This window comes from Micromonospora sp. CPCC 205739 (assembly GCF_036906795.1).
GTDB lineage: Bacteria > Actinomycetota > Actinomycetes > Mycobacteriales > Micromonosporaceae > Micromonospora.
On the sequence record NZ_JBAKHS010000035.1, the window covers coordinates 20,566 to 35,399 of the forward strand.

Sequence of the window (14,834 nt, forward strand, 5' to 3'; positions counted from 1 at the left end):
CCCCGGCTGGTCCCGATACGTGAGCCGATCCCGGACAGATCGCGCGTCAGTCCTGAAGCGCGGGTGATCAGCGGTAGCACCGCCAGGCGTACGGATCGGCGGGATCCGATGTCTGTGCGTAGGCGCCGAAATCGTACGTGTCGCGGCAGGCGACGTCCATGTCGACGGTGGACGCGGAGAGAAGCCTCGTACATTGCCAACGGCCGTCGTTGCGGGGGTCCGCTGAGCCCCCGGTGTACCGATCGCAGTACCGCTGGGCCATGCTCGCCACCCCGCGGCTGCTCGATGGGCCGAGCAGGACCGGGTTCGGGCTCCGGGTTTTCGTCGGCGTGGCCACGGTGGGCGTCGGGGTCGGCTTGGCGGAAGGCGTGCCAGACGGTGTGGCGCTGGGCGTGGCGGAAGGCTTGGCCGACGGTGTGGCGCTGGACGGTGCGGAGGAGCCGCCCGCTGTCGCGGAACTTGGCGACGTCGACGGTACCTCCGCGAGGGTGACCGGCTTCTCAAACGGATCCGGCGGGGTGGTGGACGTCGACACTGCCAGCCCACTCTCCGGCGGTCGACCCAACCCCCACATGAGTGTCAGAGCGCACAGCAGCGCCGCCAACGCGAGCCCACCGACCGGTATCAGCCAGCGCCGCCGTCGGCTGGCTGGCTGTGGGCGGGCACGACGGCCGCGGTGGTGCGTCCTTCGCGGCCGCCCGCCCTCGTCGACGTTGGGGTCCTGCGCGTCGGACTCCTCGTGGCGGTACTCGTTGCGGCCGGCGGAATCAGCATGCCGGTAATACTCCTCGTGGGCGTGGCCCGTCTCCGGTTGGGCGTACCTCTCCTGCTGCGCGGCGTACGCGTCCTCGTGAGCCGAGCTGGCATCGGTCGGTCCGTACGGTTCTTGGGCCCGGCGCTCCTCCTGGTAGGCCTGGTCGTGCTCGTCGTACTGGTAGGCCAGTGGGTCGGACCGCCGCTGCGCATGCTCCTGTTGAGAGTGGGCCCCGTCGTACTGCTCGTACTCATCCTCGTACTGCGGGTGTGCCCGCTGCCTTGCGGATCGCCCTTGGTCCTCGTAGGTGTTCTCGGGCTGGTGCGACTCCTGGTACTGGTCCGACACGTCGGCGCGCCCCTGCGGCGCGACTGCTCCCTGCTGCTCGTAGTACGAGTCGGAATCGTTTGCTTCCAGCCGCGACCGTCGACCGATCCAGCTGTCTATGAGACTCGCCGGGTTGTCGTGATCTTGGGCAGCCCCATCGGCGGAACGAGCGGTCGATCTCTCGGCCACGGTCGCTGGCCTCCTCGCAGAGCGCAGGTGCGGACAGCTAGTTGACCTTACTCACCATCGGTCAAAAGTCCACCCCGTCCATCCCGCGAACAGAGGACAGCCCATCCCCGCTTGTCGGCGCTTTGTGGTGGCGGAAGTTGCCAAGGCGCCGGCCGACGCTCCCGTCGGCTCGGGCCTCGGCCCTGACGCCAGCATCGGCATGCCCCACGACGCACTACATCCATCCGGCGTCACCCTGGTCCTCGGTGGTCTTCTGTAGTACGTCGGCCAGTGGGGCGCCGGCGCGCGGGCGCGCCGGGCGGCCCTCGAGGCCCGCGACGCGGAGCCTGACAGGAACGAGGCAAACTTTGCCTGAGGCGGCACTAGTGATGCCCTGAATCCATAAATCGCCTGCGAGGCGGTTGCTGACGTGTACCGCTCGGAAACTCGGTTTCAGCTACGCGGCCGGGGAGTATTCGTCGATCAGGCCGTGGAGGATCTTTCGGTCAGGGCCGACCGGCCTCGGCCGACCGGGTGCTCGACCGGCGCCGGACGGTTTCCGAGCCCGGTCGCGGGTCCGCATCCTCCCAGCGGCGCTGCCGCGGTCGCGACGCTGAGCGTTGCTCGGTGGCCCCTTCCACGGCGTCGGGAGCCGCGACGGGTGGTGTGGTGCGGCTCGCCGCGGTGTCTACCAGGTCCGGCAGGTCCCGCCCGACCACCAGGGGTAGCTCTCGCGTGGCTGCCGCGATCGGCCCCGGGTCGGCGACTCGGGCGACCCGTGCCCGTCCCGTGGCGCCTCGCGGCATCGATGCCGCGCTACGGGTCGTTGCCGGCGACGCGGTGTCGGCCGGCTCCGCGACGGGGCCTGGCGCGTCCGTGGTCGACGGCGCCTCCGCCCGGCTGGTGGCCGACCGGCCTGCTACGTTGCGTGGCGTCCGGCGCGGTGCGGCTGCCGGCAGCAACGGGGCGATTTCCGCGTGCAGCGCCGCCCAGTCGGAGGCGCGGGGCGGGTCGGGCTGATCCGTGGTCGAGGTGAGCTGGACCGTGTTTTCGGACCCCTCCAACTGCCGGTCGGTGCGGTGCGGCGTCACCGCCGGGGACCGCTCCGATCCCGGTCGCTCGGCGCCGTCCCCCGCCTGCTCGGTGGCGCTCGCCTGCTGCTGAACGGCGTCCTCGGCCGACTCTGGCCGCGCTGAGCCGCCGGAGGTCGCGTCCCCCTCGGGTGTCGCGGGGGCCGCGTCCGGCGCGGGGGCCGCGATCGTAAGCGGCTCAGGGGCGTGAGCGAGCAGCCGCTCCGGGGCTTCCGCGAGCAGCCGCGCGGCCGAGGCTAGCGCGACGGGGTCGGGACGGCTGGCCCGACGCCACCACCGACGGCGGCCGCCCGCCGGCAGGTTCCCGGCCAGCACGCGCGCAGGTGCCAGATCGGCGGCGATCAGCGCGGTGAGCCCGTCGTAGTCCGCCTGCTCGGCCAGCCGGCGGGCGATCTCGTCGAGGTCGTACACCGCCACGGCGATGTCCGCGGTGGTCGCGTCCAGCGCTCGGCTGATTTTGCGGTGCAACACCTTGCTCAGCGCCGCCTGCCGCCGCTCGGCGCGGATCTGCGCGCGGGCCGCGTCGAGCGAGCCGTACAGCCCGAGGCTGGGGTCGGCCTTGGCCAGCGAGCGGGCACGACGGGTCAGCCAAGGGTGTCGCAACCAGTGCCCGACCGGTTCGTACGCCGGCGTCGTGGGTGGCAGCTGCTGCTTGGCGCGCAGCCGGTCCCGCCGCTGGTTCTCGGTGTTCATCAGCCACACCAGATAACCGAGCAGGGACATGCCCGCGTAGAAACCGCCTTCGAGGTGGTTGCTGTGAGCCAGCCAGTTGAAGGCGACCGCGGCGGTCGCGATGCCGGCCGACAACACGCGGGACATCATTGCCCGTTCGCCCAGTCGACGGCGTACGTCGGCGTTCGCCAGCACCACAACGCCGCCCAGCTCCAGCGCTCCAACGGCGGGAAGGGCGACGTACCAGGGCATGCCGAGCCGTTCCATGGCCCCGGACACCTGGCCGCCGAGGGCGACCAGCAGCACGACAACGTAGAACCCGGTGCGCAGCACGGCGACGTGCCGCACCGTTCTGGCCAGCTCCGCGTCCCACGCCTCCGGCCGGTCGGCGCCTGGTGCCCCGCCAATTGAGTTTCCGCCGGTCATCCGGGTCCGGTCCGATTCCTGGAACACGCCGAGCAGGTTCCTCTCTCACTCCGGCCCCGGCCTGACCGGCGCCGCAGCCGCCCGACCCGGCAGTGCCGCCCGCCGGGTCGTACCAGAGCCGCGCTCTGGCTGCCGGCCGTCGTCCGCCGCATGCTACAAGGTCGCGGGCCGAAATGGAGATCTCAGATACCACGCCGGGCGCTCGGGTCGCCCCTACCGCGCAACCACCGCACAGGCTGCCGTACGCCCAAGGGCGTGCCCCATCCCCCGGGTGACCGATCCTCCATGTCACCCGGCCGGCGTTAAGGGCGCTGCGCGTCGGCACGCCGATGGTTGCTCCCAGCCCGCTCCCTCATCAATCATCGCTGGGTGTCATGGTGGTTTCGCCGGCACAGTCCTCCGTCCGTACCGTCGTATGCGCCGGTCAGCTGGGAAAACACCCGATTCGATGACCCGACGGTGGACGTTGCGCCACGGGCTGTGCACGCACCGGGGGCGTCCCCAAGACGGCGTCGGAGATCGCCGAGCAGCAGCGGCACACGTCGTTCATCGATAGGTCCAGCCACGGGCGCACGTACCACACCCGGTGGCGCCAGCGCTCAGAAGCAGTGTCCACATCGATCCCGGCCCCCACGACCGGCTCCCCCTGCAGGTAGTGCGGTGGCTCGAGTCGGCCCATCTGCCTGATTCAGCTCGCGGGCAGCGGCCACGGCCAGGGGTGCGCGGGGATGCCCCGGCGCAGCGGCCGGGGTGGGGACAGCAGCAGCGCGAGTGCCCAGCGTTGGACCATCGCCAACGGGTGCGTCCTTGGGTCACGTCCCGACGAAGTCAAGAATGTCAATGGTCTGGCGCGACTGGTACGGCCACCGAGCCCACCCGCGCCGACCGCGCCCAATCCCTCGACCCTGGCCGACCGGCCTGGCCAGGGCAGCTGCACGGCCCGGTGACGACCGCCGAACGCGTCTTGGACGGCTCGCGAAGAGTGGATACGTTCGAGTTTCTGTGAGCCCGGTCACCCACCGGTCGACCCGGCTTCGCAACAGATCAGGAGGAGCCATGACCAACGGCGGCTATCCCGCTACACCCTCGACCGACCCCGTTCGCTCCAGCGTGAACCGACGACGGATGCTGACGATCGCCCTCGGTGGCGCTGCCACCGTGGCTCTTCCCACACCGGCCTGGGCGATGACCGACCAGCGCCCCGGCGCCTTCCGTCCGCCGGCGCTCACCCCGGACGACCGCACGATCATCGCCCAGGTGTCGGCCGAGCGGGCGCTGTCCCACCTGCGTGTCCTCAGCGAGGACATCGGACCGCGCATCGGCGGCACAGCCTCCGAGCGCCGCGCCGCCGACTACATCGCCAAGGAACTGGACCACCTGGGGTACGGCGTCCGGCTGGAACCGTTCGCCGTGGCGGACAAGTTCCTCGCCCAGCTCGCCTCGCCGGCCGGACTGCCCACCGACCTGAACTGGCAGGCCGGCGCCTCGCCGCACGCCGCGCTGGACACCACGGTCAGCGGCGATGTGGTGGACGTGGGCGCGGGCGCACCGGAGAACTACCCCGCGGACGTGACCGGCCGCATCGTGCTGGTGGACTACGTGGCGGCGCGGCGCGAGCAGCTGGTCGCCACCGCTGTGACCCGCGGGGCCGCCGCCGTCGTGTTCCTCGCGGCCGACGGCGTGCCGCCCCGGCGGACTGCGGCGTTCTCACCCACCCTGCCGGGCTCGGCCAGCTCGCCGGTGTCGATCCCCGTGGTCGGGGTGGCCCAGGCGCAGAAGGAGCGGCTGCGTGGCCTGCTCGCCGCCGGCCGGCTCACCCTCACCGTCGCCACCTCCGCACACCGCGGCCTGACCTCGAACAACGTCATCGCCGAGCGCGCGGGGCGGTCAGGCGCCGGCGGGCCGGTGGTCATGGTCAGCGCCCACTACGACACGGTCATCGGCGCTCCCGGCGCCAACGACGACGGTTCCGGCACGGTGCTCTGCCTCGAGCTGGCCCGTGTGCTGCGCGCGATCCCGGTCGAGGCCACTCTCCGGTTTGCCCTCTGGGGCTCGGAGGAGCAGGGGTTGCTCGGTGCCCGCCACCACGTCCGCCAGCTCCCGGAGGCGGAGCGGGACCGGTTCCTCGCGGTGTACCAGAACGACATGGTCGCCACGAGCTGGGACCCGGCGACCCGTTACTGGCTGCTCTCCTTCACCGGCCAGTCCAACCGGGCCACTGACGAGGTGGCGGCAGCGGCCGTCCGCCTCGGCTACGACCCGCGGATCTCGCCGGTGACGCAGCGCGGCTCCAGTGACCACCAGGCCTTCCAGGAGGTCGGCATCGCCAGTGCCAACTTCTCCTGGCGTGGGGAGGAAAGTCCGGCGCTGCTGGAGCCGCCGTACCACACCCCAGAGGACACCATCGCCAGGAACATCAGCCTCGAGCGGCTCCAGGTGTCGCTGGAACTGATCGGTTGCGCCACGTACGCCACCGCCCGCTGAACAGCCCTGCGGTGGCGACGGAGCTGGCGCCACCGCCCGAGGGCACGACGCTGACGGGCGCCGCACCGGGGACGTCCCTGGTGCGGCGCCCATCGCACGTGCGGCAGGCGACCCGCTCGCAGCACCGTCCGGCCAGCATGAGCCGGTAGCCTCCCGGGTGCGCAGATCGTGGTTCGGTCTCGGGCTGCACAAGCCGGGTGAGTGGCAGCCGTTCGGGGAGGGCAACCCCGCTACGACCCTGCGCCAGAGATGGACCGGCCCGACTGTTGCGAGCCATACGGACGCGCTCGGAGGACCGCTGCGAGTAGGCCCGGGGGCAGGCAGCCAGCCCCGGGGCGGTTCAGACAGTGACAGGGCCTCTGGCCAGGCTCCTCTGAAGTCACAACCGCCCGTCCGGTGAATGCACGAGAAGTCCTCCCCACCCAGCCGGCAGATCCCCTTGAAGACCCAAGTCAGTCAGGCGGCGGGTCAGACCGGGCCGGGAGGACTTCCTCGTACATCCTCACTGTCAGGCGGCGGGGCCGTCCGGGCCGGCTAGTGCGGTGTCCACTAACGTTCGCCGGGTTGGCTGCTGCCGGGATTTGTCGTACCCGTGGGGTTGGGTGTGGTTGTGCCTCGTCGTCGGGATCCCACCGCGCCTCGGGTCGTGTATCGCACGGCTCGTGTAGCTCTGCGGGTGACGGCTGGGCAGCGGCGGCGGTGTTTCGGATTGCTGCGCTCGGCCGGTGACGTGTGGGCGTGTGTCCTGGAGGTCAACGCGTGGCGACGACGTCGCCAGGTTAAGCCGCTGGCTGGTTATCAGCAGTTGTGTCGGGAGTTGTCCGGGTCGGGGCCGGGCACGTTCGGCGAGTTGGACAGCACGGGTGCCAGGTCGGTGTTGCGGCGGTTCTCCGATGCGTGGTTCGCGGCGGCGAAAGCCCGCCAGGACGGGGACCTGTCGGTGCGGTTTCCGCGTCGTCGGCGGGGCCTGGTGCCGGTGCGCTGGTATCACGGCACGTTCACCCTCGACGGCCGTCGGGGCCGCCTTCCCACGGCCAGGGGCACGTCGTCGTTGTGGGTCAGGCTGGCGCGGGAGGTGCCCTATCCGGTCGAGCAGGTCCGCTCGGTCACCCTGCTGTGCAAGGGCGGCCAACTGTTCCTCGACGTGACCGCCGAGGTTCCGGTGGCGACCTATCCGGCGGGCGAGGGGCCGGATCCGGGCCGGGTGGCGGGGGTGGATGTGGGGATCATTCACCCGTATGCGGTGGCCGGCCCCGCCGGTGAGGGGCTGTTGGTGTCGGGGCGGGCGATCCGCGCGGAGCACCGCATGCACCTCGCCGACACCAAGACCCGCCGCCGCGCCGTGGCCCGCAGGGCACCAAAGCCGGGCCAGCGAGGGTCACGGCGGTGGCGGAAATACCGGCGGCGGGCGCGGTTGGGGGAGGGCCGGCATCGGCGCAGGGTCCGTCAGGCCCAGCACGAAGCCGCCCGCAGGGTGGTCTCGTGGGCGGTAGAGCAGCGGGTCGGTGTGCTCAGGGTGGGTGACCCGCGAGGGGTCCTCGACATCGACGCGGGGCGGCGGCACAACCTGCGGCTGCGGCAGTGGCAAATCGGCCGCCTGATGCAGGTCCTCACCGACAAAGCTGTCCAGGCGGGCATCACCGTCGACCTCGTCGACGAGCGCGGCACCTCCTCCACCTGCCCCGCCTGTCTGCGGCGGGTGCCGAAACCCCGTGGCCGGAGCCTGTCCTGCCCGCACTGCACGTTCTCCGGGCACCGCGACCTGGTCGCGGCAGCCATCATCGCCACCCGCACCCCGGGCGGCGGACCCACCACCCCCACAGCAGCCGTCGTGCTGCCCGAGGTGGTCACGCACCGTCGAGCCGGCCGACACCTCCCCGGTGCCGGCCAGTCCCGGCGTGATCCCCGCCGCCCACCACAGGCGGCGCGAGGATCAGTTGGCCCGCGGAGGCCCGCCCCACCACCAATTGGGGAGTCGCTCGCCCACACGGCGAGGATCCACAACGGCGCATCGGAAACCCGGTGAACGTTAGTGGACACCGCACTAGGAGCAGGGAAGGCAGTCGACGCATGTTCAACACCGCACGCCTGCAGGTCGTGCTGGAGATCGCCCGGCACGGGACCATCGTCGCCGCGGCCGAGCAGCTCCGGCTCAGCCCGTCCGCGGTCTCCCATCAGCTCGCCACCCTGGAGCAGGAAGCCGGCGTGGCGCTGGTGGATCGGGGGCCACGGAGCCTGCGGCTTACCGTGGCGGGTCAGCGGCTGGCCGACTACGCCCAGCAGATCGCCGATCTGATGTCGGCCGCCCGCGACGAGCTCTCCGCCCACGGGGAGGGCCGGCGGGGTCTGCTGCGGATCGGCTTCTTCGCCACCGCCGGCACGGAGCTGCTGCCGCGCGCCCTGTCGAGCTTCACCGCCGAGCATCCCCAGCTCGAGTTGGCCCTGATCCTGGGGCAGCCACCAGAGCTGCTCCCCCGCCTCAACCAGGGTGAACTGGACCTTGTGGTGGTGTTCAACCATCCGCTGAGCCCCATCCGGGAGGCATCCTCCGCGACGGTCTCCCCGCTGATGGTGGACCCGCAGCTGGTGGTAATGCCGGCGCACCACCCGCTCGCGGGACGGCGGCGGCTGCGACTCACCGACCTGGCCGATGAGCCGTGGATCACCACGCTCGGTGTGCAGGGGGAGGTGTCGGTGCTGGAGCTGGCGGCGCGTGCCGAGGGGTTCCAGCCCCGGATCCGCTGCCGCAGCGACCACTACGAGGTGGTGCTGGGCCTGGTTCGGGCCGGTGTCGGCGTCGCGTTGGTGCCGTCGTTGGGCCTGCGGAACCCCGGCGGGGTGGCGGTTCGGCCGCTCAGTCACGCCAACCTGCACCGCGAGATCGGGGTGGCTCTGCGTCCCGGCAACCCGAATCCGGTGGTTGGCAGCTTCGTCGACCGGCTGACCGACGCTGCGACGGGGCTCAGTCAGGAGTTGGCCGAGCGGTGGTCGCCAGTGCCGGCGAGCCGGTCGACCGCCGTACCCCACCGCCGCAGCTCCGCCACTGCGGCCCGCTCCGCCCCGGGCTCGAACGCCGCGACCACGGCGTAGACGACGGTGTGCGGGCCGATGACGATGCCAGCGTCGGCCCGCACACCGGTGTCGGTGCCGGTCTTGTTCGCCACCCGGACTCCCCCTGTCGACCACGGATCGTGCCGGATGCTGTCGGCGACGAGCGTTCGATCGGTGTTGCGGGCGAGCCACCCGCGCAGCAGCTCCGACGCCCGCCGGCTCTGCCAGGTACTGGTCGCCACGTCGGTGAGGAAGGCGCAGAGGTCGTGAGCGGTGCCGGTCGCGAAGGTCGGCGGTACGTCCGGGCCGCGGGTGGCCCGGATCCAGTCATGCACGCTGGTGGCGCGCAGGCCGCTGGTGCGGGCCAGTTGCTGTACGGCCTCGAGTGTCACCAGCCGGAGCAGCGCGTTCGTAGCGGCGTTGTCGCTGACTGCGGCTACCGCGGTGGTCAGGTCAGCGACGGTCCAGGTGCCTGGCGAGAGCAGACCGAGCAGGCCGGTGCCGCCGAGTGCCCGGTCGTCGTCGAGCAGGTCGACCCGCTGGTCGAGGGCGAGGGTCCCGGCGGCGAGGCGGCGGGCGACCTCGCCGAGCAGCAGCATCTTCCCGACGCTGGCCAGCGGCAGGAGCACGTCCTCATCGAGCGAGAAGGTGCGCCCGTCGTCCAGCCGCCGCACCATCCCCCCGATCCTCACATCGGCGGCTGGGTCGCAGCCGGTCACGGCTGCCCCCGCCGGGGGCGCTCACGGTCCGGTACGGCCAGTACCCGCCCCGGTCGGGCGTCGGTGACCCGGTCGCCGTCGACGACGACGTGGCCGTCCACCACCACGGCGCGGATCCCGCGTGGCGGAGCCAGCGGGTCGTCGTAGGTCGCGCCGTCGGCGGCCTCCGCGGGGTCGAGGATCACCAGGTCCGCGGCGTACCCGTCGGCGAGCAGGCCCCGCTCGCGCAGGCCGAAGCGCTGGGCGGGCATCGCGGTCATCTTGTGCACGGCCTCGGTCAGGCTGAGCAGGCCGACCTCGCGGACGTAGTGACCGAGCACCCGGGCGAAGCTGCCCGCCCATCGGGGGTGGGGCCGGCCGGGCTTGGGCACGCCGTCGGAGCAGATCATCGCCAATGGGCTGGCCAGCACCCGCCGAACGTCGTCCTCCCGCATCGAGTGGCTGAGGATGGTCACGTTGCCTGCCTCGGCGGCGAGCAGGTCGCAGACATAGTCGACGGGGTCGACGCCGCGGGTGGCGGCGAGATCGGCGACGCTGCGCCCCTCGACGTCGGGGCTGGTGGGGGCGGACGCGACCCGGATCAGGTCCCAGCCGCCGTTGCCGACGGTGTTCTCCCAGCCGGGCAGCCCAGCGGACAGGTCGCCGCGGATGCGGTCGCGGACGGTGGTCTTGGCGAGGGCGGCGAGCATCGCGGGCACGCCGTCGGCGATGACCCAGGGTGGAAGCATGGCGTGTAGCGCGGTGCTGCCGGCGGTGTACGGGTAGACGTCGCAGAGGACGTCCAGGCCGTCGGCCCGCGCCCGCTCGAGTCGGGCCAGGGTGCGGACCGTGGCGCCCCAGGAGCGCCGCCCGGCCGTCTTGTGGTGCGAGACCTGCAGCACCGCGCCGGCCGCGGTGGCGATGTCAATCGCCTCCTCCAGCGCCGACTCCACCTGCGACATCTCGTCGCGCAGGTGGGTCACGTACGGCTTCCCGTGCGCCGCGGCCACCCGGGCGAGCGCGATGACCTCGTCGGTGCCCGCGTTCACCCCGGGCGAGTAGATCAGCCCGGTGGACAGCCCGACCGCGCCGGCGGCGAGCGCCTCGTCGAGCAGGTCGCACATCCGCTGAACCTCGTCGGGGGTGGCGCGCCGCTGCGCGAAGCCGACGACGGCGGCGCGGAGCGTGCCGTGGCCCACCAGTGCGGCGAGGTGGTTGCGCCGGGCCACGCCCTGCGTGGCGGCGAACTCCGCGAAGGACGGGTATGTGGCGGCGGGCGGGCCGAACGTCGCGGCGACCAGGTCCCGTACCGTCTCCGCGCACCGGGCCGGGACCGGAAAGGGACTGATCCCGCAGTTGCCGCAGATCTCGGTGGTGACGCCCTGCCGCAGCGGCGCAAGCCGCAGCATCTCCCGCTGCTCGTCGTCGCCGGCGAGCAGGTCGGAGTGCGTGTGCACGTCGATGAAGCCCGGAGTGACGACCGAACCGCCCGCGTCGACCACCTCGGCGGCGGGGCTGCGGCTGCCGGGTGGCAGCAGCAGCAATCGGCCGTCGCGCACCCCCACGTCGGCGGTACGGGCGGTCGAGCCCGTGCCGTCGATGACGTTCCCGCCGGTGATCAGCAGGTCCAGCTGGGCCATCAGAGGACCTTGGACAGAAACGCGCGGGTCCGCTCGTGCCGTGGGGCGGCGAGAATCTCCCGCGGCGGGCCCTGTTCGATGATCAGGCCGTCGTCCATGAAGACGAGGTGGTCGCCGACCTCGCGGGCGAACCCCATCTCGTGGGTCACCACAATCATCGTCATGCCGCTGGCGGCGAGGTCCTTCATCACCTCCAGCACCTCGCCGACCAGTTCGGGGTCGAGCGCCGAGGTCGGCTCGTCGAAGAGCATCAGCTTCGGCGACATCGCCAGGGACCGCGCGATGGCCACCCGCTGTTGTTGCCCGCCGGAGAGCTGCGCCGGGTAGTGGTGTGCCCGGTCGGCGAGCCCGACCCGGTCGAGCAGGTCACCGGCGTGTCGGCGGGCGTCGGCCGTTCCGACGCCCTTGACGGCGACCAGGCCCTCAATCACGTTTTCCAGCGCGGTGCGATGCGGGAAGAGGTGGAAGCGCTGGAACACCATGCCGATCGACTCGCGTTGGCGGCGCAGCCGGGCGTCCGGCAACGGTCGTAGCCGCCCGCTGCGCTCCTCGTATCCGATCAGTTCGCCGTCGACGTAGACCCGACCCCCCTGGGGCTCCTCCAGGTGGTTGAGGCAGCGCAGCAGGGTGGACTTGCCGGAGCCGGAGGGGCCGACCACGCAGACGACCTGGCCGCGCTCGATGACCAGGTCGATGCCACGCAGCACCTCGATGCGGCCGAAGCTCTTGCGGAGCTGCCGGCACCGCACCATCGGGGCGGTCATCGTGCGCTCCCGGCGAACCGCAGGTTGCGGCCGATCCGCCCGCGCAGCGTGCCCGGGATGGTGGTGCCGAAGCCGCGGTTGAACCGGCGTTCCAGGTAGTGCTGGCCGACGCTGGCGACGGTGGTGAGGACCAGGTACCAGATGGACGCGACGATGAGCAGGGCGATCACCTCGAAGTTGGTCAGGTAGAGCCGCTGGGCGACGGTGAGCAGGTCGGCGCCGGCGATCACCGAGACCAGCGAGGTGGTCTTGAGCATGGAGATGAACTGGTTGCCGGTGGGCGGGACGATGATCCGCATCGCCTGGGGCAGGACCACCCGCTTCATGATCTTCGGGCGGGACATGCCCAGTGCCGCCGCGGCCTCCTGCTGGCCGGGGTCGACGGCCCGCAGTCCGGCCCGGACGATCTCGCTCATGTAGGCGCCCTCGTTGATGCTGAGCCCGAGCAGCGCCGCGACGAAGCCGGTGACGAGGGTGTTCGTTTCCCAGGTCACCAGCTTCGGGCCGCCGAACGGCACGCCGAGGCCGATCTCCGGGAAGATCAGCGCGATGTTGAACCAGAAGATCAGCTGCACCAGCAGTGGGGTGCCGCGGAAGAACCAGACGTAGGCCATCGCGCCGGTGCGCAGGATCCGGCTGTCGGAGACCTGCATCAGCGCGGCCGCTACGCCGAGCACCACGCCGATCAGCATCGACGCGACCGTGAGCTGGATGGTGACCCAAAGCCCTTCCAGGATGACCCGGTCGAACTGGTAGGCGACGACGATGTCCCAGTGCAGGTTGGGGTTGACGGCGATGGTCCAGCCCAGCCACACCAGGACCAGGGCGGTCACGCCGGCGGCCAGCCACCGCCCCGGCCGCAGGGGGTGGCTGATCCGGTTCGGCTCTGTGTCGGGCCCGTCCGGCGCTGGGCCCGCGGCGACGGTTTCCTGCTGCTCGACGGTCGGGTCCACCGGCGCGCTCACTTCTGGTTGTTCACGGTGGCCGCCTGGATGGCGCTGCCCGTCACGCCCCACTTCTCCAGGATCTTGGTGTACTCACCGCTGTCGATCAGCTCCTGGAGCGCCCGCTGCACCGCGTCGCGCAGCTGGATGTCCTTCTTGTCGATCGCGATACCCCACGGCCCGGCCTCGTACTGCGCCTCCAGCACCTCGTACTTGCCGCTTTCCTGGGCGAGCATCTTGGCCACCGGGTAGTCGACGATGGTGGCGATGGCCCGTCCGGCGTCGATCTGCAGCAGTCCGGTCGGGGCGTCCTCGCTCTGCGAGATCGTCATCTTCTTCGCGCACTTGGCGTTCTGCCCCTCGCCGATGGCGAGGTTGGAGCTGCCCTTGGCGAGCACGACGGCCCGGCCGCACAGGTCGGCCAGGTCCTTGACCCCGGCGGGATTGCCCTTCGCCACCATGATCGCGCCACCGGCCTGGAAGTAGTCCACGAAGTCGACGGCCTTGCGCCGCTCCTCGGTGTCGCTCATCGAGGACATCGCCAGGTCCCAGCGGTCGGCCTGCAGACCGGGGATGAGACCGGGGAAGCTGGCGTTGGTCATCTCCAGCTTCAGGCCGAGCCGCCCGGCGATCGCCGCGGCCAGCTCCGGGTCGACGCCGATCAGCTCCTGGGTGCCCTTCTTGTACATCTCCATCGGCGGGTAGCCCTCGGCGGTGGCCACTCGCAGGACACCCTTCCCCTTGAGTGCGGCGGGCACCAGATCGGCGGCCTTGGCGTCGGCGGCGACGGAGGCTGCGCCGCCGGGCTGCGGTGTTTGCCCGCTCGTCGACCGGCCACAACCCGTTGCCGCGACCGACAGTGTGACCAGACCGATGACGACGTGGAGTGCACGCTTCCTGAGCACGGTAAACCTCCTGGCTGGGCGACTGGCGGGACCCTATCCGGGATCAGCCAGCGTGAACAGCCTGAATGCTCTGCATGGTGAGCATTGAATAGTTCGATGCTCGACCGTCGACGCTCACCGGGAGCGCCGGCCCATCCACCAGACGTGTCGCGAGTTCGTTGCCGGTCCGCGTCACCGGCAGCTGCGCAACCACGACGGCGAGGCGCTTACCGCCGTAGCGCCGGCCGACCAGGCCGGCGGCGACATGCGGATACGAACCGCCATGCTCACCAGTCGTGGCGAAGTCTTCGTGGCTACCACGGTCACCGTCGCCTTTGAGGTTGCGTTGGGATCGCGGCGGAGCCGGTCGCTGATGACGGCATACCGACTGGTGCCGCTACACCGGCGTCGACCCCGCCTACATCGACCCCGCATCCCCGTGGCAGAACGGGATCTGCGAGTCGTTCAACGGCCGTTTCCGCGACGAATTCCTCACCTGCAAGCAATTCGACACCCTCCTCGAGGTCCAGGTACTGGCCGAGGACTGGCGCATCGAGTACAACACTACAGACCACACGGCTCGCTGGACTGGCTCACCCCAGACGCCTACCGGCAGCAGTGGATCACCAACCGGCAACCAACGCTCTCATAGCCGGTGGACCACCAACCGGGACCCAGTCACGCCGCCGATCCTCGCTCCAGTCCACGACCGAAGCATGTCATGACCAGGACTGCCGATCCATGATCGACAAAGCACTCCCTAGTCCAGATCCAGGCCTTGGAAGTGGCCCGTGTGGCCTGACCCCCTGAAGCCGGCGAGTAAAGGCCGGGCAGGCGCTGCCCTCAGGCAGATCCATAGCAACACGCCCTAGTAGTGCTTTGTTAGGTTCGGTGGCGTTTGTTGCGGTGTAACGGTTTCACGGGTTGGTGG

Annotated in this window: 9 protein-coding genes and 2 pseudogenes; 4 read left to right on the plus strand and 7 right to left on the minus strand. The window is 71.1% G+C overall.

Annotated elements, in window-relative coordinates; all coding sequences use genetic code 11:
• Positions 1-67: 67 nt before the first annotated feature.
• Complete coding sequence (locus tag V6U88_RS28925) at positions 68-1,270, minus strand: hypothetical protein (RefSeq protein ID WP_334457869.1); 1,203 nt, start codon at positions 1,268-1,270, stop codon at positions 68-70.
• 485 nt (positions 1,271-1,755) lie between these two features.
• The gene (locus V6U88_RS28930; RefSeq protein WP_334457871.1) at positions 1,756-3,465 is read right to left on the minus strand and encodes a hypothetical protein; all 1,710 of its coding nucleotides are present in this window, start codon (positions 3,463-3,465) and stop codon (positions 1,756-1,758) included.
• Between the two features lie 1,098 nt (positions 3,466-4,563).
• Between V6U88_RS28930 and V6U88_RS28935 the strand changes: the two genes are divergently transcribed.
• From V6U88_RS28935 to V6U88_RS28945, 3 genes are all read left to right on the plus strand, one after another.
• Complete coding sequence (locus tag V6U88_RS28935; RefSeq protein WP_334457873.1) at positions 4,564-5,922, plus strand: M28 family peptidase; 1,359 nt, start codon at positions 4,564-4,566, stop codon at positions 5,920-5,922.
• 676 nt (positions 5,923-6,598) lie between these two features.
• Positions 6,599-7,948 carry an RNA-guided endonuclease InsQ/TnpB family protein gene (locus V6U88_RS28940; protein WP_334457875.1) on the plus strand — a complete coding sequence of 450 codons (1,350 nt, stop codon included), beginning with the start codon at positions 6,599-6,601 and terminating at the stop codon, positions 7,946-7,948.
• Between the two features lie 44 nt (positions 7,949-7,992).
• Positions 7,993-9,012: a LysR family transcriptional regulator gene (locus V6U88_RS28945; RefSeq protein ID WP_334457877.1), complete on the plus strand. Its 1,020-nt coding sequence runs from the start codon at positions 7,993-7,995 to the stop codon at positions 9,010-9,012.
• A 50-nt stretch (positions 9,013-9,062) separates the two neighbouring features.
• Here V6U88_RS28945 and V6U88_RS28950 read toward each other — a convergent pair.
• The 5 genes and pseudogenes from V6U88_RS28950 to V6U88_RS28970 all read right to left on the minus strand — a co-directional run.
• Positions 9,063-9,650, minus strand: a pseudogene (locus tag V6U88_RS28950) (serine hydrolase); the annotation flags it as partial.
• A gap of 38 nt (positions 9,651-9,688) precedes the next feature.
• Positions 9,689-11,311 carry an N-acyl-D-amino-acid deacylase family protein gene (locus tag V6U88_RS28955; RefSeq protein WP_334457879.1) on the minus strand — a complete coding sequence of 541 codons (1,623 nt, stop codon included), beginning with the start codon at positions 11,309-11,311 and terminating at the stop codon, positions 9,689-9,691.
• Entirely contained in the window at positions 11,311-12,075 is a 765-nt protein-coding gene (locus V6U88_RS28960; protein WP_334457880.1) for an amino acid ABC transporter ATP-binding protein, read from the minus strand. Before V6U88_RS28960 ends, V6U88_RS28955 begins: the two co-directional genes overlap by 1 nt.
• Complete coding sequence (locus V6U88_RS28965; RefSeq protein ID WP_334457881.1) at positions 12,072-13,040, minus strand: amino acid ABC transporter permease; 969 nt, start codon at positions 13,038-13,040, stop codon at positions 12,072-12,074. Before V6U88_RS28965 ends, V6U88_RS28960 begins: the two co-directional genes overlap by 4 nt.
• On the minus strand, positions 13,037-13,924 hold the full coding sequence (locus V6U88_RS28970) for an ABC transporter substrate-binding protein (RefSeq protein ID WP_334457883.1): 888 nt from the start codon (positions 13,922-13,924) through the stop codon (positions 13,037-13,039). Before V6U88_RS28970 ends, V6U88_RS28965 begins: the two co-directional genes overlap by 4 nt.
• Positions 13,925-14,319: 395 nt before the next feature.
• Here V6U88_RS28970 and V6U88_RS28975 point away from each other — a divergent pair.
• Positions 14,320-14,628: pseudogene (locus tag V6U88_RS28975) on the plus strand (integrase core domain-containing protein); the annotation flags it as partial.
• Positions 14,629-14,834 lie beyond the last annotated feature (206 nt).